Source organism: Uniformispora flossi (assembly GCF_049534875.1).
GTDB classification, from domain to species: Bacteria; Actinomycetota; Actinomycetes; order Streptomycetales; family Streptomycetaceae; genus Yinghuangia; species Yinghuangia aomiensis.
Genome location: NZ_JBMULZ010000021.1, coordinates 111,928 through 129,253, shown reverse-complemented (window position 1 = coordinate 129,253; position 17,326 = coordinate 111,928). Strand labels below are relative to the sequence as shown.

17 protein-coding genes are annotated in these 17,326 nt (G+C 71.1%); 5 read left to right on the top strand and 12 right to left on the bottom strand.

From position 1 onward, the window contains the following. Positions 1-68 precede the first annotated feature (68 nt). From ACPA54_RS33230 to ACPA54_RS33180, 11 genes are all read right to left on the bottom strand, one after another. Positions 69-806 (bottom strand): DUF3159 domain-containing protein, encoded by a 738-nt coding sequence (locus tag ACPA54_RS33230; RefSeq protein ID WP_423535421.1) that lies wholly within the window; start codon positions 804-806, stop codon positions 69-71. Positions 807-942: 136 nt separating this feature from the next. Continuing rightward, positions 943-1,368, bottom strand: coding sequence for an OB-fold nucleic acid binding domain-containing protein (locus tag ACPA54_RS33225; protein WP_345675340.1), 426 nt, complete (start codon positions 1,366-1,368; stop codon positions 943-945). 94 nt (positions 1,369-1,462) lie between these two features. Then, positions 1,463-2,137 carry a response regulator gene (locus ACPA54_RS33220; RefSeq protein ID WP_423535396.1) on the bottom strand — a complete coding sequence of 225 codons (675 nt, stop codon included), beginning with the start codon at positions 2,135-2,137 and terminating at the stop codon, positions 1,463-1,465. After that, entirely contained in the window at positions 2,134-4,710 is a 2,577-nt protein-coding gene (locus tag ACPA54_RS33215; RefSeq protein WP_423535394.1) for a DUF4118 domain-containing protein, read from the bottom strand. The genes ACPA54_RS33220 and ACPA54_RS33215 overlap by 4 nt, the downstream gene beginning before the upstream one ends. 107 nt (positions 4,711-4,817) lie before the next feature. Continuing rightward, positions 4,818-5,561, bottom strand: a complete 744-nt coding sequence (locus ACPA54_RS33210) for a potassium-transporting ATPase subunit C (protein WP_423535392.1) — start codon at positions 5,559-5,561, stop codon at positions 4,818-4,820. Positions 5,562-5,566: 5 nt separating this feature from the next. Continuing rightward, positions 5,567-7,684: a potassium-transporting ATPase subunit KdpB gene (kdpB, locus tag ACPA54_RS33205; RefSeq protein ID WP_423535390.1), complete on the bottom strand. Its 2,118-nt coding sequence runs from the start codon at positions 7,682-7,684 to the stop codon at positions 5,567-5,569. A gap of 2 nt (positions 7,685-7,686) precedes the next feature. Further along, positions 7,687-9,351 (bottom strand): potassium-transporting ATPase subunit KdpA, encoded by a 1,665-nt coding sequence (gene kdpA / locus ACPA54_RS33200; RefSeq protein ID WP_423535388.1) that lies wholly within the window; start codon positions 9,349-9,351, stop codon positions 7,687-7,689. Then, entirely contained in the window at positions 9,351-9,440 is a 90-nt protein-coding gene (gene kdpF / locus ACPA54_RS33195) for a K(+)-transporting ATPase subunit F (RefSeq protein WP_020555859.1), read from the bottom strand. Before kdpF ends, kdpA begins: the two co-directional genes overlap by 1 nt. Before the next feature lie 459 nt (positions 9,441-9,899). Then, positions 9,900-10,697, bottom strand: a complete 798-nt coding sequence (locus ACPA54_RS33190; protein ID WP_423535386.1) for a DUF3710 domain-containing protein — start codon at positions 10,695-10,697, stop codon at positions 9,900-9,902. Position 10,698: 1 nt separating this feature from the next. After that, positions 10,699-11,238: a dUTP diphosphatase gene (dut, locus tag ACPA54_RS33185; protein ID WP_345675348.1), complete on the bottom strand. Its 540-nt coding sequence runs from the start codon at positions 11,236-11,238 to the stop codon at positions 10,699-10,701. After that, a complete protein-coding gene (locus ACPA54_RS33180; RefSeq protein ID WP_423535384.1) occupies positions 11,235-11,816 on the bottom strand; it encodes a PaaI family thioesterase in 582 nt (193 codons plus the stop codon). The genes dut and ACPA54_RS33180 overlap by 4 nt, the downstream gene beginning before the upstream one ends. Positions 11,817-12,062: 246 nt before the next feature. Between ACPA54_RS33180 and ACPA54_RS33175 the strand changes: the two genes are divergently transcribed. Together ACPA54_RS33175 and ACPA54_RS33170 are read left to right on the top strand one after the other, a co-directional pair. Next, positions 12,063-12,953, top strand: a complete 891-nt coding sequence (locus ACPA54_RS33175) for an SDR family oxidoreductase (protein ID WP_423535382.1) — start codon at positions 12,063-12,065, stop codon at positions 12,951-12,953. Between the two features lie 96 nt (positions 12,954-13,049). Next, the gene (locus ACPA54_RS33170; RefSeq protein ID WP_423535380.1) at positions 13,050-13,508 is read left to right on the top strand and encodes a DUF3093 domain-containing protein; all 459 of its coding nucleotides are present in this window, start codon (positions 13,050-13,052) and stop codon (positions 13,506-13,508) included. 441 nt (positions 13,509-13,949) lie between these two features. On the opposite strand, the gene ACPA54_RS33165 is transcribed toward ACPA54_RS33170, so the two are convergent. Next, complete coding sequence (locus ACPA54_RS33165) at positions 13,950-14,246, bottom strand: DUF4193 domain-containing protein (RefSeq protein ID WP_345675352.1); 297 nt, start codon at positions 14,244-14,246, stop codon at positions 13,950-13,952. Positions 14,247-14,472: 226 nt separating this feature from the next. On the opposite strand from ACPA54_RS33165, the gene ACPA54_RS33160 reads away from it, so the two are divergent. From ACPA54_RS33160 to ACPA54_RS33150, 3 genes are all read left to right on the top strand, one after another. Continuing rightward, positions 14,473-14,991: a gamma carbonic anhydrase family protein gene (locus ACPA54_RS33160; RefSeq protein WP_423535378.1), complete on the top strand. Its 519-nt coding sequence runs from the start codon at positions 14,473-14,475 to the stop codon at positions 14,989-14,991. A 111-nt stretch (positions 14,992-15,102) separates the two neighbouring features. After that, positions 15,103-16,053: an ABC transporter ATP-binding protein gene (locus ACPA54_RS33155; protein WP_423535376.1), complete on the top strand. Its 951-nt coding sequence runs from the start codon at positions 15,103-15,105 to the stop codon at positions 16,051-16,053. After that, positions 16,050-17,276 (top strand): ABC transporter permease, encoded by a 1,227-nt coding sequence (locus ACPA54_RS33150; protein WP_423535374.1) that lies wholly within the window; start codon positions 16,050-16,052, stop codon positions 17,274-17,276. Before ACPA54_RS33155 ends, ACPA54_RS33150 begins: the two co-directional genes overlap by 4 nt. The last annotated feature ends 50 nt before the right edge of the window (positions 17,277-17,326 follow it).

The window sequence follows — 17,326 nt, the reverse complement described above, 5'->3', positions numbered from 1 at the left end:
TATTGGACGGCTTCACACAAAAGCCGAACGGCCGCTTTCGCAAGCGGCCGTTCGGCTTCGAATTTCGATCAGCGAGCGGAAGATTCCGTTCCGCTCGACGATGGCGCGTCTTGGTCTTCCGCTTTCGCGCCGCCGTCGGCGTCGCCCTCGCCGTCCTCGTCTTCGTCGCGCGCCACCTTGATCGGCGGCGGGGCTTTCGACAGGAAAACGTAGGTGATGTAGACGGCCAACAGGAACGGCGGAATACCGAGGGCGACCTTCAGCCAGCCCAGCACTTCCGCCTTGTGCGCGAAGTACAGCGGGAACATGATCGCGGACTTGCCGAGCAGCACCGCCGCCCACGCCCACGACGCCTTCGTGTACGCCTTGAACCGCCCCGGGTTCTCGGTGCGCCACGTGAAGTCCTCGCCCATCACCGGCCCGAGCAGCACGCCGATGAGCGGCCACTTCGCCAGCGCGGACACCGCGTACAGCACGCCGAGCCCGAGGGTCCACAGCATGCCCGGCAGGTAGAAGTTCTCCGCCTTGCCGGAGAACATCGCGAACACCGCGCCGATCGCCACGCCGAAGACGCCGCCGAACGCGTGCTGCACGGTCTCCCGGCGCACCAGCCGGATCACGCCGAACACCGCGGACAGCCCCAGCGCGCTCCACGCGGCCGCGCCGAGGTTCTTGGTGATCGTGTACACCAGCACGAATACCAGACCGGGAACGGTCGTGTCGATCATGCCGCGCACGCCGCCGAACGCCTCGATCAGCGTCTTGGCCTCGTCGTGCGCCGGCTCGTCCGGCGCCCCGGGCGCGATCCGGTCGACCTCGGCGTCCTCCGCGCCGCCGGGCCGCGGGCCGACACCGGCCACGACCCAGTTCACCGTGTCGGCGACCTCACCGGTCAGGTGCCGCGGTTCCCGGGCATCTCCGTGGACGTCCGACGTCACGCCGTCACCCTCCCCCGGCCTTCGCGCGGGGTGCGCCCCCGCCGACCGGCCGCAGCTCGTACTTCGGGTTGAACAGGACGGGCCGCCCCTGCGCGGTCGTGACCCGACCGCTGGCGACCAATTGCCGGCCCGGCTCTATCCCGGCGATCTTGCGGCGGCCCAGCCAGACCACGGACAGCGCGCCGGAGCCGTCGTATATCTCGGCCTCCAGCGCCGGGACACCGGCACGGGGACGGAACGTCACCGTGCGCAAGGTCCCGCCTACCGTGACGAGGTCGCGCTCTTCGACCGAGCCGATCGCCGTGCACCCGAGACGGCTGCAGTCCTGCTGCAGCTCCTCGGCCTCCAGCTCCTCGTGCGTCGACGTGAGCCGGTTGATCATCCGACGGAATCGGCCGGGCTGCCGCTCGACCCCGGTGGTACCACTCATGCACGCGAGGGTACCTGTTCGGGCGCACGGCCGGGATCCGCCGGAGGTCCCGAACGGGCGCCCGGCGCACTCCCCGCGACGGCCCGACGACGGCTCACGGCTCGAACCGGTACCCCATGCCCGGCTCGGTGACCAGGTGCTTCGGGTGCGACGCATCGGCCTCCAGCTTGCGCCGCAGCTGCGCCATGTAGACCCGCAGGTAGTTGGTCTCCGTCCCGTATTGCGGACCCCACACCTCCTGGAGGAGGGAACGCTGTGTGACCAGCCGGCCCGCATTGCGTACCAGCACTTCGAGGAGATGCCACTCGGTCGGGGTGAGGCGGACGTCCTTGCCGTCCCGGTGCACCTTCTTGGCGGCCAGGTCGACGGTGAACGCCTCGGTGGCCACCACCGGCGCCTCGTCCTCGGGGGCGGCGCGGCGGACCGCGGCGCGCAGCCGGGCGAGCAGCTCGTCCATGCCGAAGGGCTTGGTGACGTAGTCGTCGGCGCCCGCGTCGAGCGCGGCCACCTTCTCGTTGGACGCCTGCCGGGCGCTCAGCACGATGATGGGGACCTTCGTCCACCCGCGCAGGCCGCGGATCACCTCGACGCCGTCCAGGTCCGGCAGGCCCAGGTCGAGCAGCACCACGTCGGGGTGCCGGTCGGCGGCGGCGGTGAGCGCCTGGGTGCCGTCGGCGGCGGTGTCGACCTCGTAACCGCGCGCCTTGAGGTTGATGGCCAAAGCCCGGACGATCTGCGGCTCGTCGTCCACGACGAGCACCCGTGTCATCGAAGTGCCTCCGTACGAGATGCGGGGTGTTCCGGTGATTCCTCGGCCGGTCCGGGCGGGTCCGGCGAGGCCGGGCGGGCGGCGGCTGCCATGCGCAGCGTGAGCGCCATGGTGAGGCCGCCGCCGGGGGTGTCCTCGGCGGTCAGCGCGCCGCCGAGTGCTTCGGCGAAGCCGCGGGCGACGGCCAGGCCGAGGCCGACGCCGCTGCCGGCGGGGGCGTCGCCGTAGCGCTGGAACGGTTCGAAGATGCGTTCCTTGGCCTCGTCCGGGACGCCCTTGCCGCGGTCCACGACGCGCAGCTCGACCCGGTCGCCCAGGGCGTCGGCCTTGACGTGCACGCGCCGGTCGGGCGGGTTGTGCTTGACCGCGTTCTCTATGACGTTCGCGAGCACCCGTTCGAGCAGTCCGGGGTCCGCCCACACGGTCGGCAGGGTCTCCGGGAAGTCCAGCGACACGGCCGATTCCGGGACTCCGATCACCGCGCCCGGCACCACCTCGTCGAGGGCGACCTCGCGGAACAGCGGGGTGACCGTGCCGGTCTGCAGGCGGCTCATGTCGAGCAGGTTGCCGATCAGCACGTCGAGCCGGTCGGCGCCGACCTCGATGGCTTCCAGCAGCTCCGCCTCGTCCTCGGGCGACCAGCTGACGTCCTCGGAGCGCAGCGAGGACACGCTGGCCTTGATCGCCGCCAGCGGGGTCCGCAGATCGTGCGAGACGGCCGCGAGCAGCGCGGTGCGGATGCGGTTGCCCTCGGCGAGCCGCCGGGCCTCCGCGGCTTCGGCGACGAGCCGGCGCCGTTCCAGGACGACCGCGGCCTGCGCGGCGAACGCGCCGAGCACCCGGCGGTCCTCGGCGGGCAGCATGCGGCCGGACAGCGCGAGCGCCATGGTGTCCGAGACCGGCACGTCCACCTCGGCGTCCTCGGGGCGGCGGGCCGGATGCGGGCCGACACTGCCGACGCACGCCCACGGGCCGTGCGGCTCGGTGCGCTGGAGCATCGCCACCGACTCCATGCCGAACGCCTCGCGCACGCGTTCCAGCAGGGCGGGCAGCGCCTGCTCGCCGCGCAGCACGCTCCCGGCCAGGAAGCTCAGCGTCTCGGACTCGGACTGGCTGCGCGCCGCCTGGTGGGTGCGGCGGGCGGCGATGTCGACGACGGTCGCGACCGCCAGCGCGACGATCACGAACACCCCCAGCGCGAACATGTTCTCCGGATCGCGGATGGTCAGCGTGTGCAGCGGCGGCGTGAAGTAGTAGTTGAGCAGGATCGACGCCACCACCGCGGTCAGCGTGGATGCCCACAGCCCGCCGACCAGCGCCACGCCCACGGTCAGCAGCAGGTACAGCAGCATCTCGGTCGGCATCGCAAGGTGGTCGCGCGTGTTGACCATGCACACGGTCAGCAGCACCGGCCCGATCAGCGCGACCAGCCACGACACGAGCAGCCGGCGGCGGCTCACGCCGGACCGCGGCACCTTGACGGTGCGGCCCACGCCCGCGTGCTCGTGGGTGACGATGTGGACGTCGATGTCGCCGGACCCGGCCGCGACGGTCGCGCCGACGCCCGGTCCGAAGATGTACTGCCACGGCTTGCGGCGGCTGGAGCCGAGCACGATCTGGGTGGCGTTGACGCCGCGGGCGAAGTCCAGCAGCGCCGTCGGCACGTCCTCGCCGATGACCGAGTGGAACGTCCCGCCGAGCGACTCGACGAGGTTCCGCTGCTGCGCGAGGGCCTGCGGCGAGGCGCCGGTGAGGCCGTCGCTCTTGGACACGTAGACCGCCAGCAGCTCGCCGCCCGAGCCGCGCGTCGCGATGCGGGCCGCCCGGCGGATGAGCGTGTCGCCTTCCGGGCCGCCGGTCAGGCCGACGACGATGCGCTCGCGCGCCGGCCACGTGGCGTTGATGCCGTGCTCGGTGCGGTACTGCTGGAGGTACTCGTCGACCCGGTCGGCGACCCACAGCAGCGCAAGCTCGCGCAGCGCGGTGAGGTTGCCGATGCGGAAGTAGTTCGACAGTGCCGCGTCGACCTTCTCCGGTGCGTACACGTTGCCGTGCGCCATGCGGCGGCGCAGCGCCTCCGGGGACATGTCGACCAGTTCGATCTGGTTCGCGCGGCGCACGACCTCGTCGGGCACGGTCTCGCGCTGCGGGACGCCCGTGATCGACTCGACGACGTCGTTGAGGGATTCCAGGTGCTGGATGTTGACCGTGGAGATGACGTCGATGCCGGCGTCGAGGATCTCGTCGATGTCCTGCCAGCGCTTCTCGTTGCGCGAACCGGGCACGTTCGTGTGCGCGAGTTCGTCGACGAGGGCGACCTTGGGGCGGCGGGCGATGACCGCGTCGACGTCCATCTCGGTGAAGTGCGAGCCGCGGTGCTCCATCGGGCGGCGCGGCACGGTCTCCAGGCCGTCGAGCATCTCCTCGGTGCGCGGCCGCCCGTGGCATTCGATGAACCCGACCACGACGTCCGAACCGCGGGAACGGCGGCGCTGGCCCTCGCCCAGCATGGCGTAGGTCTTGCCCACGCCGGGGGCAGACCCGAGGTATATGCGCAGCTTGCCGCGTCCCATGCCGTCCATTTTCCCATCCGGCGGTTTCCCGCGGTCTCGTCGTGCCGGCGCGTTGCGCCGTTTGCCGGATCCGGGCCCGCGCACCGGGGTGCGCGGGCCCGAAGGGGTCACTGCGCGGGGGCCGCTTTGTTCAGGGCGATGTTGAGTTCCAGGACGTTGACCCGCTCGTCGCCGAGGATGCCGACGATGCGGCCTTGGACGTGGTCGTCGACGAGCTTCTTGACCTTGGCGGGGTCGAGGTGGCGCTGTTCGGCCACCCGGTTGACCTGGATGAGCGCGTTCGCCTTGGAGATGTGCGGGTCCAGGCCGGAGCCGGAGGCGGTGACCGCGTCCGGCGGCACTTGGTCCTCGGACACCTTGTTGAATTCGGCGACCTGCTTCTTGCGGTCCTTGACCAGCTGGACGAACGTGGGGTTCTCCGGCCCGTAGTTGGACGCTCCGGACGCCAGCCCGTCGTAGTTCGACGCCGACGGCCGCGGCTGGAACCACCGGGGGTCCGGCTGCGTGGCCACGCCGCCCGCCTGCTCCTCGGTCAGCTGCGCGCCGCCCTGGAGGTAGGTGTACGTGACGGTGCCGTTGTCGTCGTGCTTGACGACCTCCTTGCCGTCCGCATCGAACAGGCGCGGGTTGCCGTCCTTGTCGACGAGGTCGAAGCTCTGCCCGATGAGGCTGGAGCCGACCTCCTTGCCGTCGGCCTTCACCTTGGAGCCGTTGGCCTGGTCGTGGAACGCGGCCTGGGCGAGGCCGGTCATGGCCAGCGGGTAGGCGATGCCGACGATCACGGTGAGTACCAGCACGGCGCGCAGGCCGGCCAGGAACACGCGGATTCGGGTGCTTGCGTTGGTGGCCATGGCGATCAACCGATTCCGGGGATGAGCGAGACGATCAGGTCGATGATCTTGATCCCGACGAACGGGGCGACGAGGCCGCCGAGCCCGTAGACCGCCAGGTTGCGCGACAGCATCTTGTCCGCGGAAAGCGGCCGGTAGCGCACGCCGCGCAGCGCCAGCGGGATCAGCGCCACGATGATCAAGGCGTTGAAGACGACCGCCGAGATGATCGCGGACTGCGGTGTCGCCAGGTGCATGATGTTCAGCTTGTCCAGCGGCGCCAGGCCGGCCGGGCCGCCCGCGACGGCGAACATCGCCGGGATGATCGCGAAGTACTTCGCCACGTCGTTCGCGATGGAGAACGTGGTGAGCGCGCCCCGGGTGATCAGGAGCTGCTTGCCGATCTCGACGATCTCGATGAGCTTGGTCGGGTTCGAGTCGAGGTCGACCATGTTGCCGGCTTCCTTGGCCGCCGACGTGCCGGTGTTCATGGCCACGCCGACGTCGGCCTGCGCGAGCGCGGGCGCGTCGTTGGTGCCGTCGCCGGTCATCGCGACGAGCTTGCCGCCGGCCTGCTCGCGCTTGATGAGGGCCATCTTGTCCTCGGGCGTGGCCTCGGCGAGGAAGTCGTCGACGCCGGCCTCGTCCGCGATGGCTTTCGCGGTGAGCGGGTTGTCGCCCGTGATCATGACGGTCTTGATCCCCATGCGCCGCAGTTCGTCGAACCGCTCGCGCATGCCTTCCTTGACGACGTCCTTGAGGTGGATCACGCCGAGGACGCGGGCGCCTCGCTCGTCTTCGACGGCGACCAGCAGCGGGGTGCCGCCGGCCGCGGAGATGCCGTCGACGAGTTCGCCCGACCGGCGCGGCACGCTGCCGCCGCGCTCGGACACCCAGGTGTTGACGGCGGACGCGGCGCCCTTGCGGACGCGGCGGACCTTGCCGTTCTCCGTCAGGTCGACACCCGACATGCGGGTCTGGGCCGTGAAGGGCACCCAGTCGGCGTTGCCGAGTTCGCCCTGGTGGCGCTCGCGCAGCCCGTAGGCGGTCTTCGCGAGGACGACGATCGAGCGGCCTTCGGGGGTCTCGTCGGCGAGGGACGACAGCTGTGCGGCGTCCGCCAGTTCGGCTTCGCCGATGCCGTCGACGGGCACGAACTCGGAGGCCTGCCGGTTGCCGAGGGTGATGGTGCCGGTCTTGTCCAGGAGCAGCGTGCTCACATCGCCCGCCGCCTCCACCGCGCGACCGGACATGGCCAGCACGTTGCGCTGCACGAGCCGGTCCATGCCGGCGATGCCGATCGCGGACAGCAGGGCGCCGATGGTGGTCGGGATGAGGCAGACCAGCAGGGCGACCAGCGTGATCAGCGACTGCTCGGCGCCCGAGTAGATCGCCAGCGGCTGCAGCGTGACGACCGCGAACAGGAAGATGATCGTCAGCGATGCCAGCAGGATGTTGAGCGCGATCTCGTTCGGCGTCTTCTGCCGCGCGGCGCCTTCCACGAGCGCGATCATCCGGTCGATGAACGTCTCGCCCGGCTTGGTGGTGATCTTCACGACGATCCGGTCGGACAGCACCTTGGTGCCGCCGGTGACCGCGCTGCGGTCGCCGCCCGACTCGCGGATGACCGGTGCGGATTCGCCGGTGATCGCCGACTCGTCGACGCTGGCGACCCCTTCGACGACGTCGCCGTCGCCGGGAATGATGTCGCCGGCCTCGCACACCACCAGGTCGCCGACCTTCAGGTCGGTGCCGGGCACGCGCTCCTCGCGGTCGCCGGCCAGGCGCCGGGCGATCGTGTCGGTCTTCGCCTTGCGCAGCGTGTCGGCCTGCGCCTTGCCGCGGCCTTCGGCGACGGCTTCGGCGAGGTTCGCGAAGATCACGGTCAGCCACAGCCACACGGTGGTGACCCAGGCGAAGACGCTGGGGTCCTTGACCGCCATGACGGTGGTGAGGACCGAGCCGATCTCGACGACGAACATGACGGGCGTACGCACCATCACGCGCGGGTCGAGCTTCCGGAGCGCGTCGGGCAGCGACTTGAGCAGCTGGCGCGGTTCGAACAGGCCGGCCGCGACCCGGCTCGGGCCGGCGGGCGGTTCGGGAGTCGGACTGGTCTCGGGTGCGGGAAGTGTGGTGGTCATGGTTATGCGAGCCCCTCCGCGAGCGGGCCGAGCGCGAGGGCCGGGAAGAAGGTGAGGCCGGTGACGATGACGACGACGCCGACGAGGGTTCCGACGAACAGCGGCTTGGTGGTCTTGAGCGTGCCGACGGTCTCGGGTACCTGGCGCTGTTCGGCGAGGCGTCCGGCGAGGGCGAGCACGAGCGCGATGGTGACGAACCGGCCGATGAGCATCGCGAATCCGATGGTGACGTTGTAGTACTCGGTGTTCGCGTTGAGGCCGGCAAACGCGGAGCCGTTGTTGTTGGCCCCCGAGGTGTAGGCGTACAAGACCTCGGATAGGCCGTGCGGCGAATCGGAGTTGAGGATCGACGCACGTTCGCCGGGCAGCGCCATCGCGACGCCGGTCATGGTGAGGATCGTCGCCGGGACGGTGAGGATGTACAGCGCGACGATCTTCATCTCGCCCGCGCCGATCTTCTTGCCCAGGTACTCCGGCGTGCGCCCGACCATGAGGCCCGCGACGAACACCGCGAGGATCGCCATGACGAGCATGCCGTAGAGCCCGGATCCGACACCGCCGGGCGTGATCTCGCCGAGCATCATGCCGAGCAGCGTGATGCCGCCGCCCAGCCCGGTATACGACGAGTGGAACGAGTTCACCGCGCCGGTCGACGTCATCGTGGTCGACACCCCGAACAGCGACGAGCCCGGGACGCCGAAGCGCTGCTCCTTGCCTTCCGTCGCGCCGCCCGCGATCTCCAGGGCGGTGCCGTTGTGGTGCATCTCGGTCCAGGTCATCAGCACGACCGCGACGAACCAGATCGTGAACATCGCCGCGAGGATCGCGTAGCCCTGCTTGGCCGAGCCGACCAGGGTGCCGAAGGTGCGCGGCAGCGAGAACGGGATGACCAGGATGAGGAAGATCTCGAACAGGTTCGTGAACGCGTTCGGGTTCTCGAACGGGTGCGCGGAGTTGGCGTTGTAGAAGCCGCCGCCGTTGGTGCCGAGTTCCTTGATGACCTCCTGCGAGGCCACCGGACCGCCGGGGATGGTCTGCGTCCCGCCGTTGAGCGTGGTGACCGTGTGCGGGTCGGCGAGGTTCTGCAGGGTGCCCGAGGCGACCAGCACGATCGTGCCGATGATCGCGATCGGCAGCAGGATCCGGATGGTGCCGCGCACCAGGTCGACCCAGAAGTTGCCGATCTCGCCGGACCGCACCCGGATGAAACCGCGGACCAGCGCCACCGCGACGGCCATGCCGACCGCGGCGGACACGAAGTTCTGCACGGTCAGGCCGGCCATCTGCACGAAGTGCCCGACGGCCTGCTCGCCCGAGTAGGACTGCCAGTTCGTGTTCGCGGTGAACGACGCCGCGGTGTTGAACGCCTGGTCGGCCTTCATCGGCGCGAAGCCGAGGTTCCAGGGCAGCTTGTCCTGGAAGCGCAGCAGCCCGTACAGGACGAGCATCGAGAACATCGAGAAGGCGAGGACGCTGCGGAGGTAGATGCCCCAGCGCTGCCCCGAGTTCGGGTCGGCGCCGACGAGCTTGTAGATCCACCGCTCGCCGCGCAGGTGCTTCTCGGACGAGTAAACGCGCGCCATGTAGTCGCCGAACGGGCGGTGTACCGCGGCGAGGACGGCGATCAGCAGGGATATCTGGAGGATCCCCGCGACAGTGGTACTCACTAGAACCTCTCGGGGAAGATCAGGGCGAGCACCAGGTAGCCCAGCAGGGCGATGGCGACCGAGAGGCCGACGATGCTGTCTGCGTTCACAGCTTCGCCACCCCCTTGGCCAGGGCGACGACCAGCGCGAAGAACGCGATCGTCAGGAGTACGAAGGCCACGTCAGCCATCGCTCAAGCTCCTTGTGAAGGGCGCGGATCGAGGGTGCCGCGCCGTCGTGGTCGGGTCCCCCGGCACGGCTCCTTGCCGCCGTGTCGACCACATTCGTAGCAGCGCCAAGCGCCCTTAAATGCCTGCAAACAGGGCATTCCGCCAAGTGCTAGCGGCGCCCTGACGCGCCCCCCGGCGATCTTTACGCCCCCCTAACGGGACCCTGACGCGGGTCGCCGGCGACTCCGGCCGCGGACATGAGAGGGCGGCCCCGCGCACGGCACGCGCCGGACATGCGAAAGGACCCGGACTCACTCCTGGGAGTGAGTCCGGGCCCTTTCGGCACACGTCTCCGGGCGCGCTCGGGCGCGCCCGCGCACGCGGGTCAGCGCACCCGGGTCAGCGCACCTCGGTGATCTCCGGGCCGCGCGAGAACGGGTTCAGGTCGCCGGCGTACGGGTTCTGCGGCTCGGCCGCCTCGCCCGCGGCCGGCGCCACCCCGCTGGCCGGGTCGATCTGCGCGTTGTCCGGGAGGCGCAGCAGGATCGGGTCGCGCGGCGCCATCGGCTCCGTGCCGCGCACCACGACGGTCTCGCGGAACAGCCGCTCCAGGTCGGCGCCCTGCTCGGCGTCGACGGCGGCCCGCCCGGACACCACGCCGCGCAGGAACCAGCGCGGACCGTCGCAGCCCACGAAGCGCACCAGCTGCGCGCCCTGGGTGCCGTCCGGAAGCTGCACCGGGACCTGCGCGCGCAGCTCCCAGCCCAGGCCGCCTTCCAGCTCGTCGACGATGCCGCCCTGCTGGGTGATCCCGCCCGCGATCTCGTTGCGGATCTCGTGCCAGATGCCCTCGCTGCGCGGGGCCGCGAACGCCTGCAGCTGGATCGCGCTGTCCCCGAGGATCACCGTGGCCGCGATGATGAGGTCGTTGGAGACCTCGACGCGCAGCTCCATGCCTTCGGAGGCGGGCACCAGGAGGCCGCCGAGGTCGATGCGGCCTTCCTCGGGCTCGTCCAGCTCGTCGACGTCCCAGGGGCCGTCCGGGCGCGGCGCGGGCGGCAGCACCCGGTTCATCTCGTCCTCGACGGCGGCCGGCGCCTCATCGTCGTCGTCCGCGTCCTCGGCAAGCTCGTCGAGGTCGTCGATCTCCTCGACGGGCTGGTCGGCTTCTTCGTTGTGTCGGCGACGTCGGAACACGTCAGATCCCTTCCCTGTCGGAAGCCGAGTCTTGCACTGTGTCACTGCCAGTAACCGTCTTACTGCCGGTACCACTGCCGTTCCCCACCAGGACGCCGTGTCCCCCGGTCGATCCGAAGCCTCCGTCGGCCCGGTCCGATCCCGGCAGCACGCCGACCTCGTGGAACCTCGCCCGCTCGACGCGTTGCACCACGAGCTGGGCAATCCGGTCACCGCGGCGGAACGCGACACTGTCGCGCAGATCGTGGTTCACCACGATGACCCTGATCTCGCCACGGTATCCCGCATCGATCGTGCCCGGAGTGTTCACCAGCGACACCCCGCAACGCGCCGCGAGTCCGGATCGCGGATGTACGAACGCGGCGTAACCGTCCGGCAACGCAATGGCCACCCCGGTCGGCAGCACGGCGCGCTCGCCGGGGCCGATCTCGGCGTCCACCGCGGTCACCAGGTCGGCGCCCGCGTCGCCGGGATGCGCGTACGACGGCAGCGGCAGCTCGGGGTCGAGCCGGTGCACGAGGATGTCGACGGGAGCGTTCACGGGTTCACCTCGAAAGCGCGCGCGGCCTTGAGAACGTCCGGGTTTTCCATCGCGCGGCGGACTTCCTCGGGACGGCCGTGCTCGACGAAGTGCTCGAAGCCGACCGACAGGAACAGCGCCGACGCCTCGACGGCGACCGGCCCGTCCGGCGCGTCGAGCCGGCCGACGGCCTTCGCGTAGATCTTGCGGCCGTCCACGCCGGCGCACCACGCGTGGATGTACAGCGTCGAGCCGACCGGCACCGGACGCCGGAAGTCGGTCTCCAGGCGGGCCGTCACCGCGGGCGTGTGCAGCAGGAAGCCCAACATGCCGAGAGCCTCGTCGAACGCGCAGGTCAGCAGGCCGCCGTGGGCCAGACCGGGGGCACCCTGGTGGCCGGTGCCGACCACGAACTCGGTGTCCACGCTGACGCCCTCGCCGACCCGGGTGCGCAGCCGCAGGCCGTTCTCCTGCTCCTCGCCGCAGCCGAAGCAGCCGTCGTAGTGCTCGCCCAGCTCGGTCCCGGGGGGCGGCGCGCTCGGATGCGGATCCGGCGCCTTGACGTCCGGCGGCGGGGTCAGGGATGTAGGTCGACTCACCCGGAGGAGATTAGTGCCTCTTCGCCGGTATCCCGCGTGCACCCGCACGCGCGCCGGGGGTACGGGTCGCCCGCCGGGGCCGTCCGCGGCCCGGCCCCGGACGGTCCCCAGGGCCGGTTTCGGCCACCCGGCGTGCCGCCGGTGACCGGAAGTGACGCACGGGAGGGTTGGTTCTCGCACACCGAACCCCACTACGGTCTTCCCCGGGCCCGGCGTGGCAGCTGCCGGGCGGACGGAAGGACGGACATGACCAAGAGCGTCGTCGTCACCGGCGCGACGAGCGGCATCGGCCTGGCCACCGCCCTCGAACTGGCCCGCGCCGGACTCGACGTGATCGGCACCGCGCGCAGCGAGGACAAGGCCCAGGCGCTGCGCGAAGCGGCCGAGCGGGACGGTCTGGGCGTGCGCACGGTGCTCTTGGACGTGTGCGATGCGACGTCCACCGTCCGGGCCTTCACCGAGATCGCCACGATGACCGGCGGCGGCCCGTGGGCGGTCGTCAACAACGCCGGCATGGCGCAGCCCGGCGCCGTGGAGGACGTCGAGGACGACCAGGTGCGGCTGCAGCTGGAGACCAACCTCGTCGCCCCGGCCCGCATCGCCCGCCTGGTGCTGCCGCAGATGCGGCAGCGGCGCAGCGGCCGCATCGTCAACATCTCGTCGGTGTCCGGGCGCGTCTCGGCGCCGTTCCTCGGCTGGTACTGCGCGAGCAAGCAAGGCCTGGCCGCGATGTCCGACGCGCTGCGCATCGAGGTCGCGCAGTTCGGCGTGAAGGTCGTGCTGGTCGAACCGGGCAGTTTCGGCACGGACATCTGGGAGCGCAGCCTGAACCGGCTGCCGCCGCGCAAGAACTCGGCGTACGCGGAGTCCTACGAGGTCGCCGACGACGTGCTGCGCCGCGCCGCCGCGCTGCCCGATCCGATGCCGGTGGCCCAGGCCGTCCGGCACGCGCTGCTGACCCCGCGCCCGCGGGCGCGCTACCTGGTCGGCTCGGACGCGAAGGCCGGCGCGTTCCTCGACGCGGTCGCGCCGCGCGCGGTGTCGGACTACGCCAAGGGCGTCGCCACCGGCCTGCGCAAGCCCCCGCGGCGGGTGGCGCAGCTCCTGGACCGGGTGACGCAGCGCCAGTCCCGCTGACCCCGGCCTGCCGGTGCCGGGCCGGGCGGCGCGGGTCGGCACGCCGGGCGGCACCCCCTGGTACGGGCCGCGCCGCGGAGGTGTCAGGCTTGTGCCATGCAGGCGTATAACGAGCAGCTGTCGGTCCCCGCGTCGTGGTGGGGCCTGGTCGCCGGTGCCGGATTCGTGTGCGGGCTGATGCTCCTCCCCCTGGGCCCGGCCCCGGCGGGTGTCGCGGTGCTGGTGGGCGCGGTCCTGGTCGGCGTGATGGTGACCCGCTACGGGTCGGCGCGGGTCCGGATCACCGGTACGGAGCTGCACGTGGGCAAGGCGGCGCTGCCGCTCGACGCGCTCGGCGAGGCCCGGGCGCTGAACGCCGAGGAGGCCCGCGCACTGCGCATGGAAGGCGCCGACCCGCGCGCGTTCATGCTGCTGCGCAGCTACATCCCGACCGCGGTGCGCATCGGCGTCGTGGACCCGGACGACCCGACGCCGTACCTGTACGTGTCGTCGCGGAACCCGGCGCGCGTCGTCGAGGTGCTCGCCGCGGTCCGCCGCCGCGCCGCGCAGGGCTGAGCCGCACGCCGCCGCGCGTCGCCGGTGCCCCGGCCGTGCTCCGGCCGTGCTCCAGCCGTGCTCCAGCCGCGCTTCGAAGCGCCGCCCGTGCCCGTGCGGACCCCGGCGCGCACGCCGGAGCGCTTCCGGGTGCGGACGTACGAGAACGCCCGCCGGGGGTGCGGCGGACGCTCCGGATTCTCCGGCGGGATGCCGGCCGTTCATGGGGTTTCGGGTGTGTCGCAGATCCGCGGGTCCCCCGTTTCCGGGGGTGCCGCGGCGGTGCCGGTGGGGCGGGCGTTGCCGCCGCCGGCGGGTGCCGGATCGGTCCGGTTCGATCATCGGCAGGGGCGGTCCGCTCCTGCCAGGACCCGGTCGCGTGCGCAGGGTTCCGCTTGCCGATGATCGATCCTGGACGGGTCCGTCGTCCCGGGGGCTGCCCGGGCCGGCCAGGATGCGGCGTCAGGCGCAGTCGACGCAGATCGTCTGGCCGTCCTTCTCCTTGGCCAGCTGGCTGCGGTGGTGCACCAGGAAGCAGCGCGAGCAAGTGAACTCGTCGGCTTGCCGGGGCAGCACCCGCACGGACAGCTCTTCGTTCGAGAGGTCCGCGCCGGGCAGCTCCAGGCCTTCGGCCTGGTCGAACTCGTCGACGTCGACCGCACTGGCCGACTTGTCGACGCGCCGAGCCTTCAGCTCCTCGATGCTGTCCTCGTTGACGTCGTCATCGGTCTTCCGTGGAGTGTCGTAATCAGTCGCCATACCTCTCCCCCTCCGGGTGGATCTGCTTGCCTATGCGCCCGTGGACGCTGCCTTCAGCGCACGTAACGCATAAGGGGCCGGAGTTTGTGCCCGACCTGAGGCGCAGATTCTGCCTCATAGCAAGGCTTGTTACTCAATCGACACCCAACCGAACCCCCGAAGAGGTGACTTGGTTGGATGGTGGCCCACTGTAACGCCCCGGATGCGCCGGGAACCAGGAGGAATCGTGACGGTCTACGCGCTTGGTGAACAAGTACCCGTCGTGCACCCGGATGCCTATGTTCATCCGGACGCGGTGGTGATCGGCAGCGTCGAAATCGGCGCCGGCTCCACGATCTGGCCGTCCGCGGTCCTCCGGGCCGACTACGGCCGGATTGTCGTCGGGGAGAGTACCTCGATCCAGGACGGCTCGGTCCTCCATGTCAGTGCGGGACTGGTCACAAAGGTCGGAAACCGCTGCGTCGTCGGACACCTGGTGCACCTGGAAGGGTGCACGATCGAGGACGACTGCCTGGTCGGCAACGGCGCGATCGTGCTGCACCGGGCCGTGGTGCGCAGCGGCGCGCTGGTCGGCTCGGGCGCATTCGTGGGCAACGGCGTCGAGGTGCCGTCCTATGCGACGGCGCTCGGCGTTCCGGCCAAAATGCGCGCCGACACGGTCAAGCCCGGCGCATTCGACGCCGCAGTCGCGCTGTATGTGGAGAATGGCCGCCGATTCAAAGAGCAACTGCGGCGCATCGACTGACTCCCGGCCTTCTGGTCCCCCTGGCCTCCACAGCCACCCGGATATCCGCAATCCCGCGGATATCCACAGCCCCTCAGACCCCGGCAGTCCCCGGCCGCCCGAAGGAGCACCGTGCTGGAACTCGACCGACTCGCGAAACGCTTCGGCGACAAGACCGTATTGCGCGGGCTGTCGTTCTCCGTCGCGCCGGGGCAGATGTTCGGCTTCGTCGGCACCAACGGCGCCGGCAAGACCACCACGATGCGCATCGCCCTCGGCGTGCTCGCCCCCGACGCGGGCGAGGTGCGCTGGCAGGGCCGCCCGGCCGACGCGGCGGTGCGCCGCCGCTGGGGCTACATGCCGGAGGAGCGCGGCCTCTACGCCAAGATGCGCATCCTCGACCAGCTCGCCTACTTCGCCGAGCTGCACGGCATGGCGCGCGCCGACGCCCGCCGCTCCGCCGCCGCGTGGTTGGACCGCCTCGGGGTGTCCGGCAAGCCGGAGGACCGGCTGGAGACCCTGTCGCTGGGCAACCAGCAGCGTGTCCAGCTCGCCGCCGCCCTCGTCCACGAGCCGGAGCTGCTGGTCCTCGACGAGCCGTTCTCCGGCCTCGACCCGGTCGGTGTCGACGTCATGGCGCAGGCGCTGCGCAGCCGGGTCGAGCAGGGCGTCTCCGTGGTGTTCTCCAGCCACCAGCTCGACCTGGTCGAGCGGCTGTGCGACGCGGTCGGGATCATCAAGGACGGCCGCATGCACGCCGTCGGCACGGTGCGCGAACTGCGCGGCGACAACCGGGCGGTGCGCTACCGCGTCGCCGTCGACACGGCGGGCCCGGACACCGGCTGGGCGGCCCGCGTGCCGGGCGTGCGGGTGCTCGCCGACGACGCGGACGGCACCCTCGTGGAACTCGGCGACGGCGTGAGCGAGCAGGCGCTGCTCGACGCCGCGCGCGAGGCCGGGCGGGTCCGCGCGTTCGCACCGGTCGCCCCGTCCCTGGCCGAACTGTTCCGGGAGGTCGTCGCCGAGCGGCCCGGAGTCCCCGCAGAACGGACCGCAGCGAGCCTCCGGGAGGCCACGGTATGAGCGACGGCACCAGCACCCCCACGGCGCCTCCCGCGGGCGGCCAGGCGCCCTTCTGGACAGCTGTGCGGCTGGTCGCGCGCCGCGAGTTCACCGAGCGCATCCGGGACCGCGGCTTCCTCGTCTCGGTCGCGGTGATGCTGGTGATCCTGCTCGCCGCGGTCGCCATCCCCGCGATGGCCGCCAAGGGCGGCAGCGACGACTTCGACGTCGCCTTCGGCCCCGGGCCCGCCCAGCAGCCGCTCAGCCGGCTCGCGCCGGTGCAGGCCAAGCTGCTCGACGTCGAGGTCGCGGTCAAGACGTTCCCGGACGCCGCGGCGGCCGAGAAGGCCGTGCGCGACGGCGACCTGGACGCCTACGTCGCCGACGGCCACATCGTCGTGCACCGCGACCTGTCCAACAAGCTCGCCGCGGTCCTGCAGAGCGCCTACGCGACCGTCGAACGCGACGCGCGCCTGGCCGCCCAGGGCATCGACACGGCCGCCGTCGACCGCGCCGTCCAGGTGGCGCCGCTGGAGAAGACGACCCTCGACAAGGACGCCGACGAACGCAACCAGCGCAAGGGCGTCGCGATCCTCGGCACGATCACGCTCTACGGCATGCTCATGCTCTTCTGCATGTGGGTCGCCAACGGCGTGGTGGAGGAGAAGTCCAGCCGCATCGTGGAGATCCTCCTGGCCGCCGTCCCGGCCCGCGCGCTGCTCACCGGCAAGGTGATCGGCATCGGCCTGCTCGGGCTGCTCCAGATGGCGCTGACGGCCGCTGTGGGCCTCACCGCGGCCAAGGCCTTCGGCACCATCGACCTCAACTCGGCCATGGTCTATCCGGCGGCGCTGGTCGTGGTGTGGTTCGTCATCGGCTATGCGCTCTACGCATGCATGTTCGCCGCCGCCGCATCGCGGGTGTCGCGCATGGAAGACCTGCAGAACGTCATCACGCCGATGTCGACGCTGCTGATCGCGTCGTTCTTCATCGCGATCTCGTTCGGGCAGAACGGCGGCACCCTCGCGACCGTGCTGGCCTACGTCCCGCCGTTCTCCGCGATGCTCCAGCCGATGCTGACCGCGAGCGGCGACCTGGCGGTATGGCAGAACCTCGTCGCGGCGGGCCTGGCCGCCCTGGCGCTGGTCGGCCTGATGGCGGCCGCGGCCCGGATGTACGAAGGCGCGGTGCTGCGCACCGGCGGCAAGGTGTCGGTGAAGGACGCGTGGGGGACGCGGAACTGAACCGGTCCGCAGCACGACCGACACGGGACGGGCCCGGCCGCTGGGAAAGC

Coding starts and splice junctions, on each gene's coding strand:
- ACPA54_RS33150 (WP_423535374.1), top strand. CDS start 16,050: ATGAGCGACGGCACCAGCACCCCCACGGCGCCTCCCGCGGGCGGCCAG.
- ACPA54_RS33215 (WP_423535394.1), bottom strand. CDS start 4,710: ATGGGACGCGGCAAGCTGCGCATATACCTCGGGTCTGCCCCCGGCGTG.
- ACPA54_RS33210 (WP_423535392.1), bottom strand. CDS start 5,561: ATGGCCACCAACGCAAGCACCCGAATCCGCGTGTTCCTGGCCGGCCTG.
- ACPA54_RS33220 (WP_423535396.1), bottom strand. CDS start 2,137: ATGACACGGGTGCTCGTCGTGGACGACGAGCCGCAGATCGTCCGGGCT.
- ACPA54_RS33175 (WP_423535382.1), top strand. CDS start 12,063: ATGACCAAGAGCGTCGTCGTCACCGGCGCGACGAGCGGCATCGGCCTG.
- ACPA54_RS33170 (WP_423535380.1), top strand. CDS start 13,050: ATGCAGGCGTATAACGAGCAGCTGTCGGTCCCCGCGTCGTGGTGGGGC.
- kdpB (WP_423535390.1), bottom strand. CDS start 7,684: ATGACCACCACACTTCCCGCACCCGAGACCAGTCCGACTCCCGAACCG.
- ACPA54_RS33165 (WP_345675352.1), bottom strand. CDS start 14,246: ATGGCGACTGATTACGACACTCCACGGAAGACCGATGACGACGTCAAC.
- ACPA54_RS33225 (WP_345675340.1), bottom strand. CDS start 1,368: ATGAGTGGTACCACCGGGGTCGAGCGGCAGCCCGGCCGATTCCGTCGG.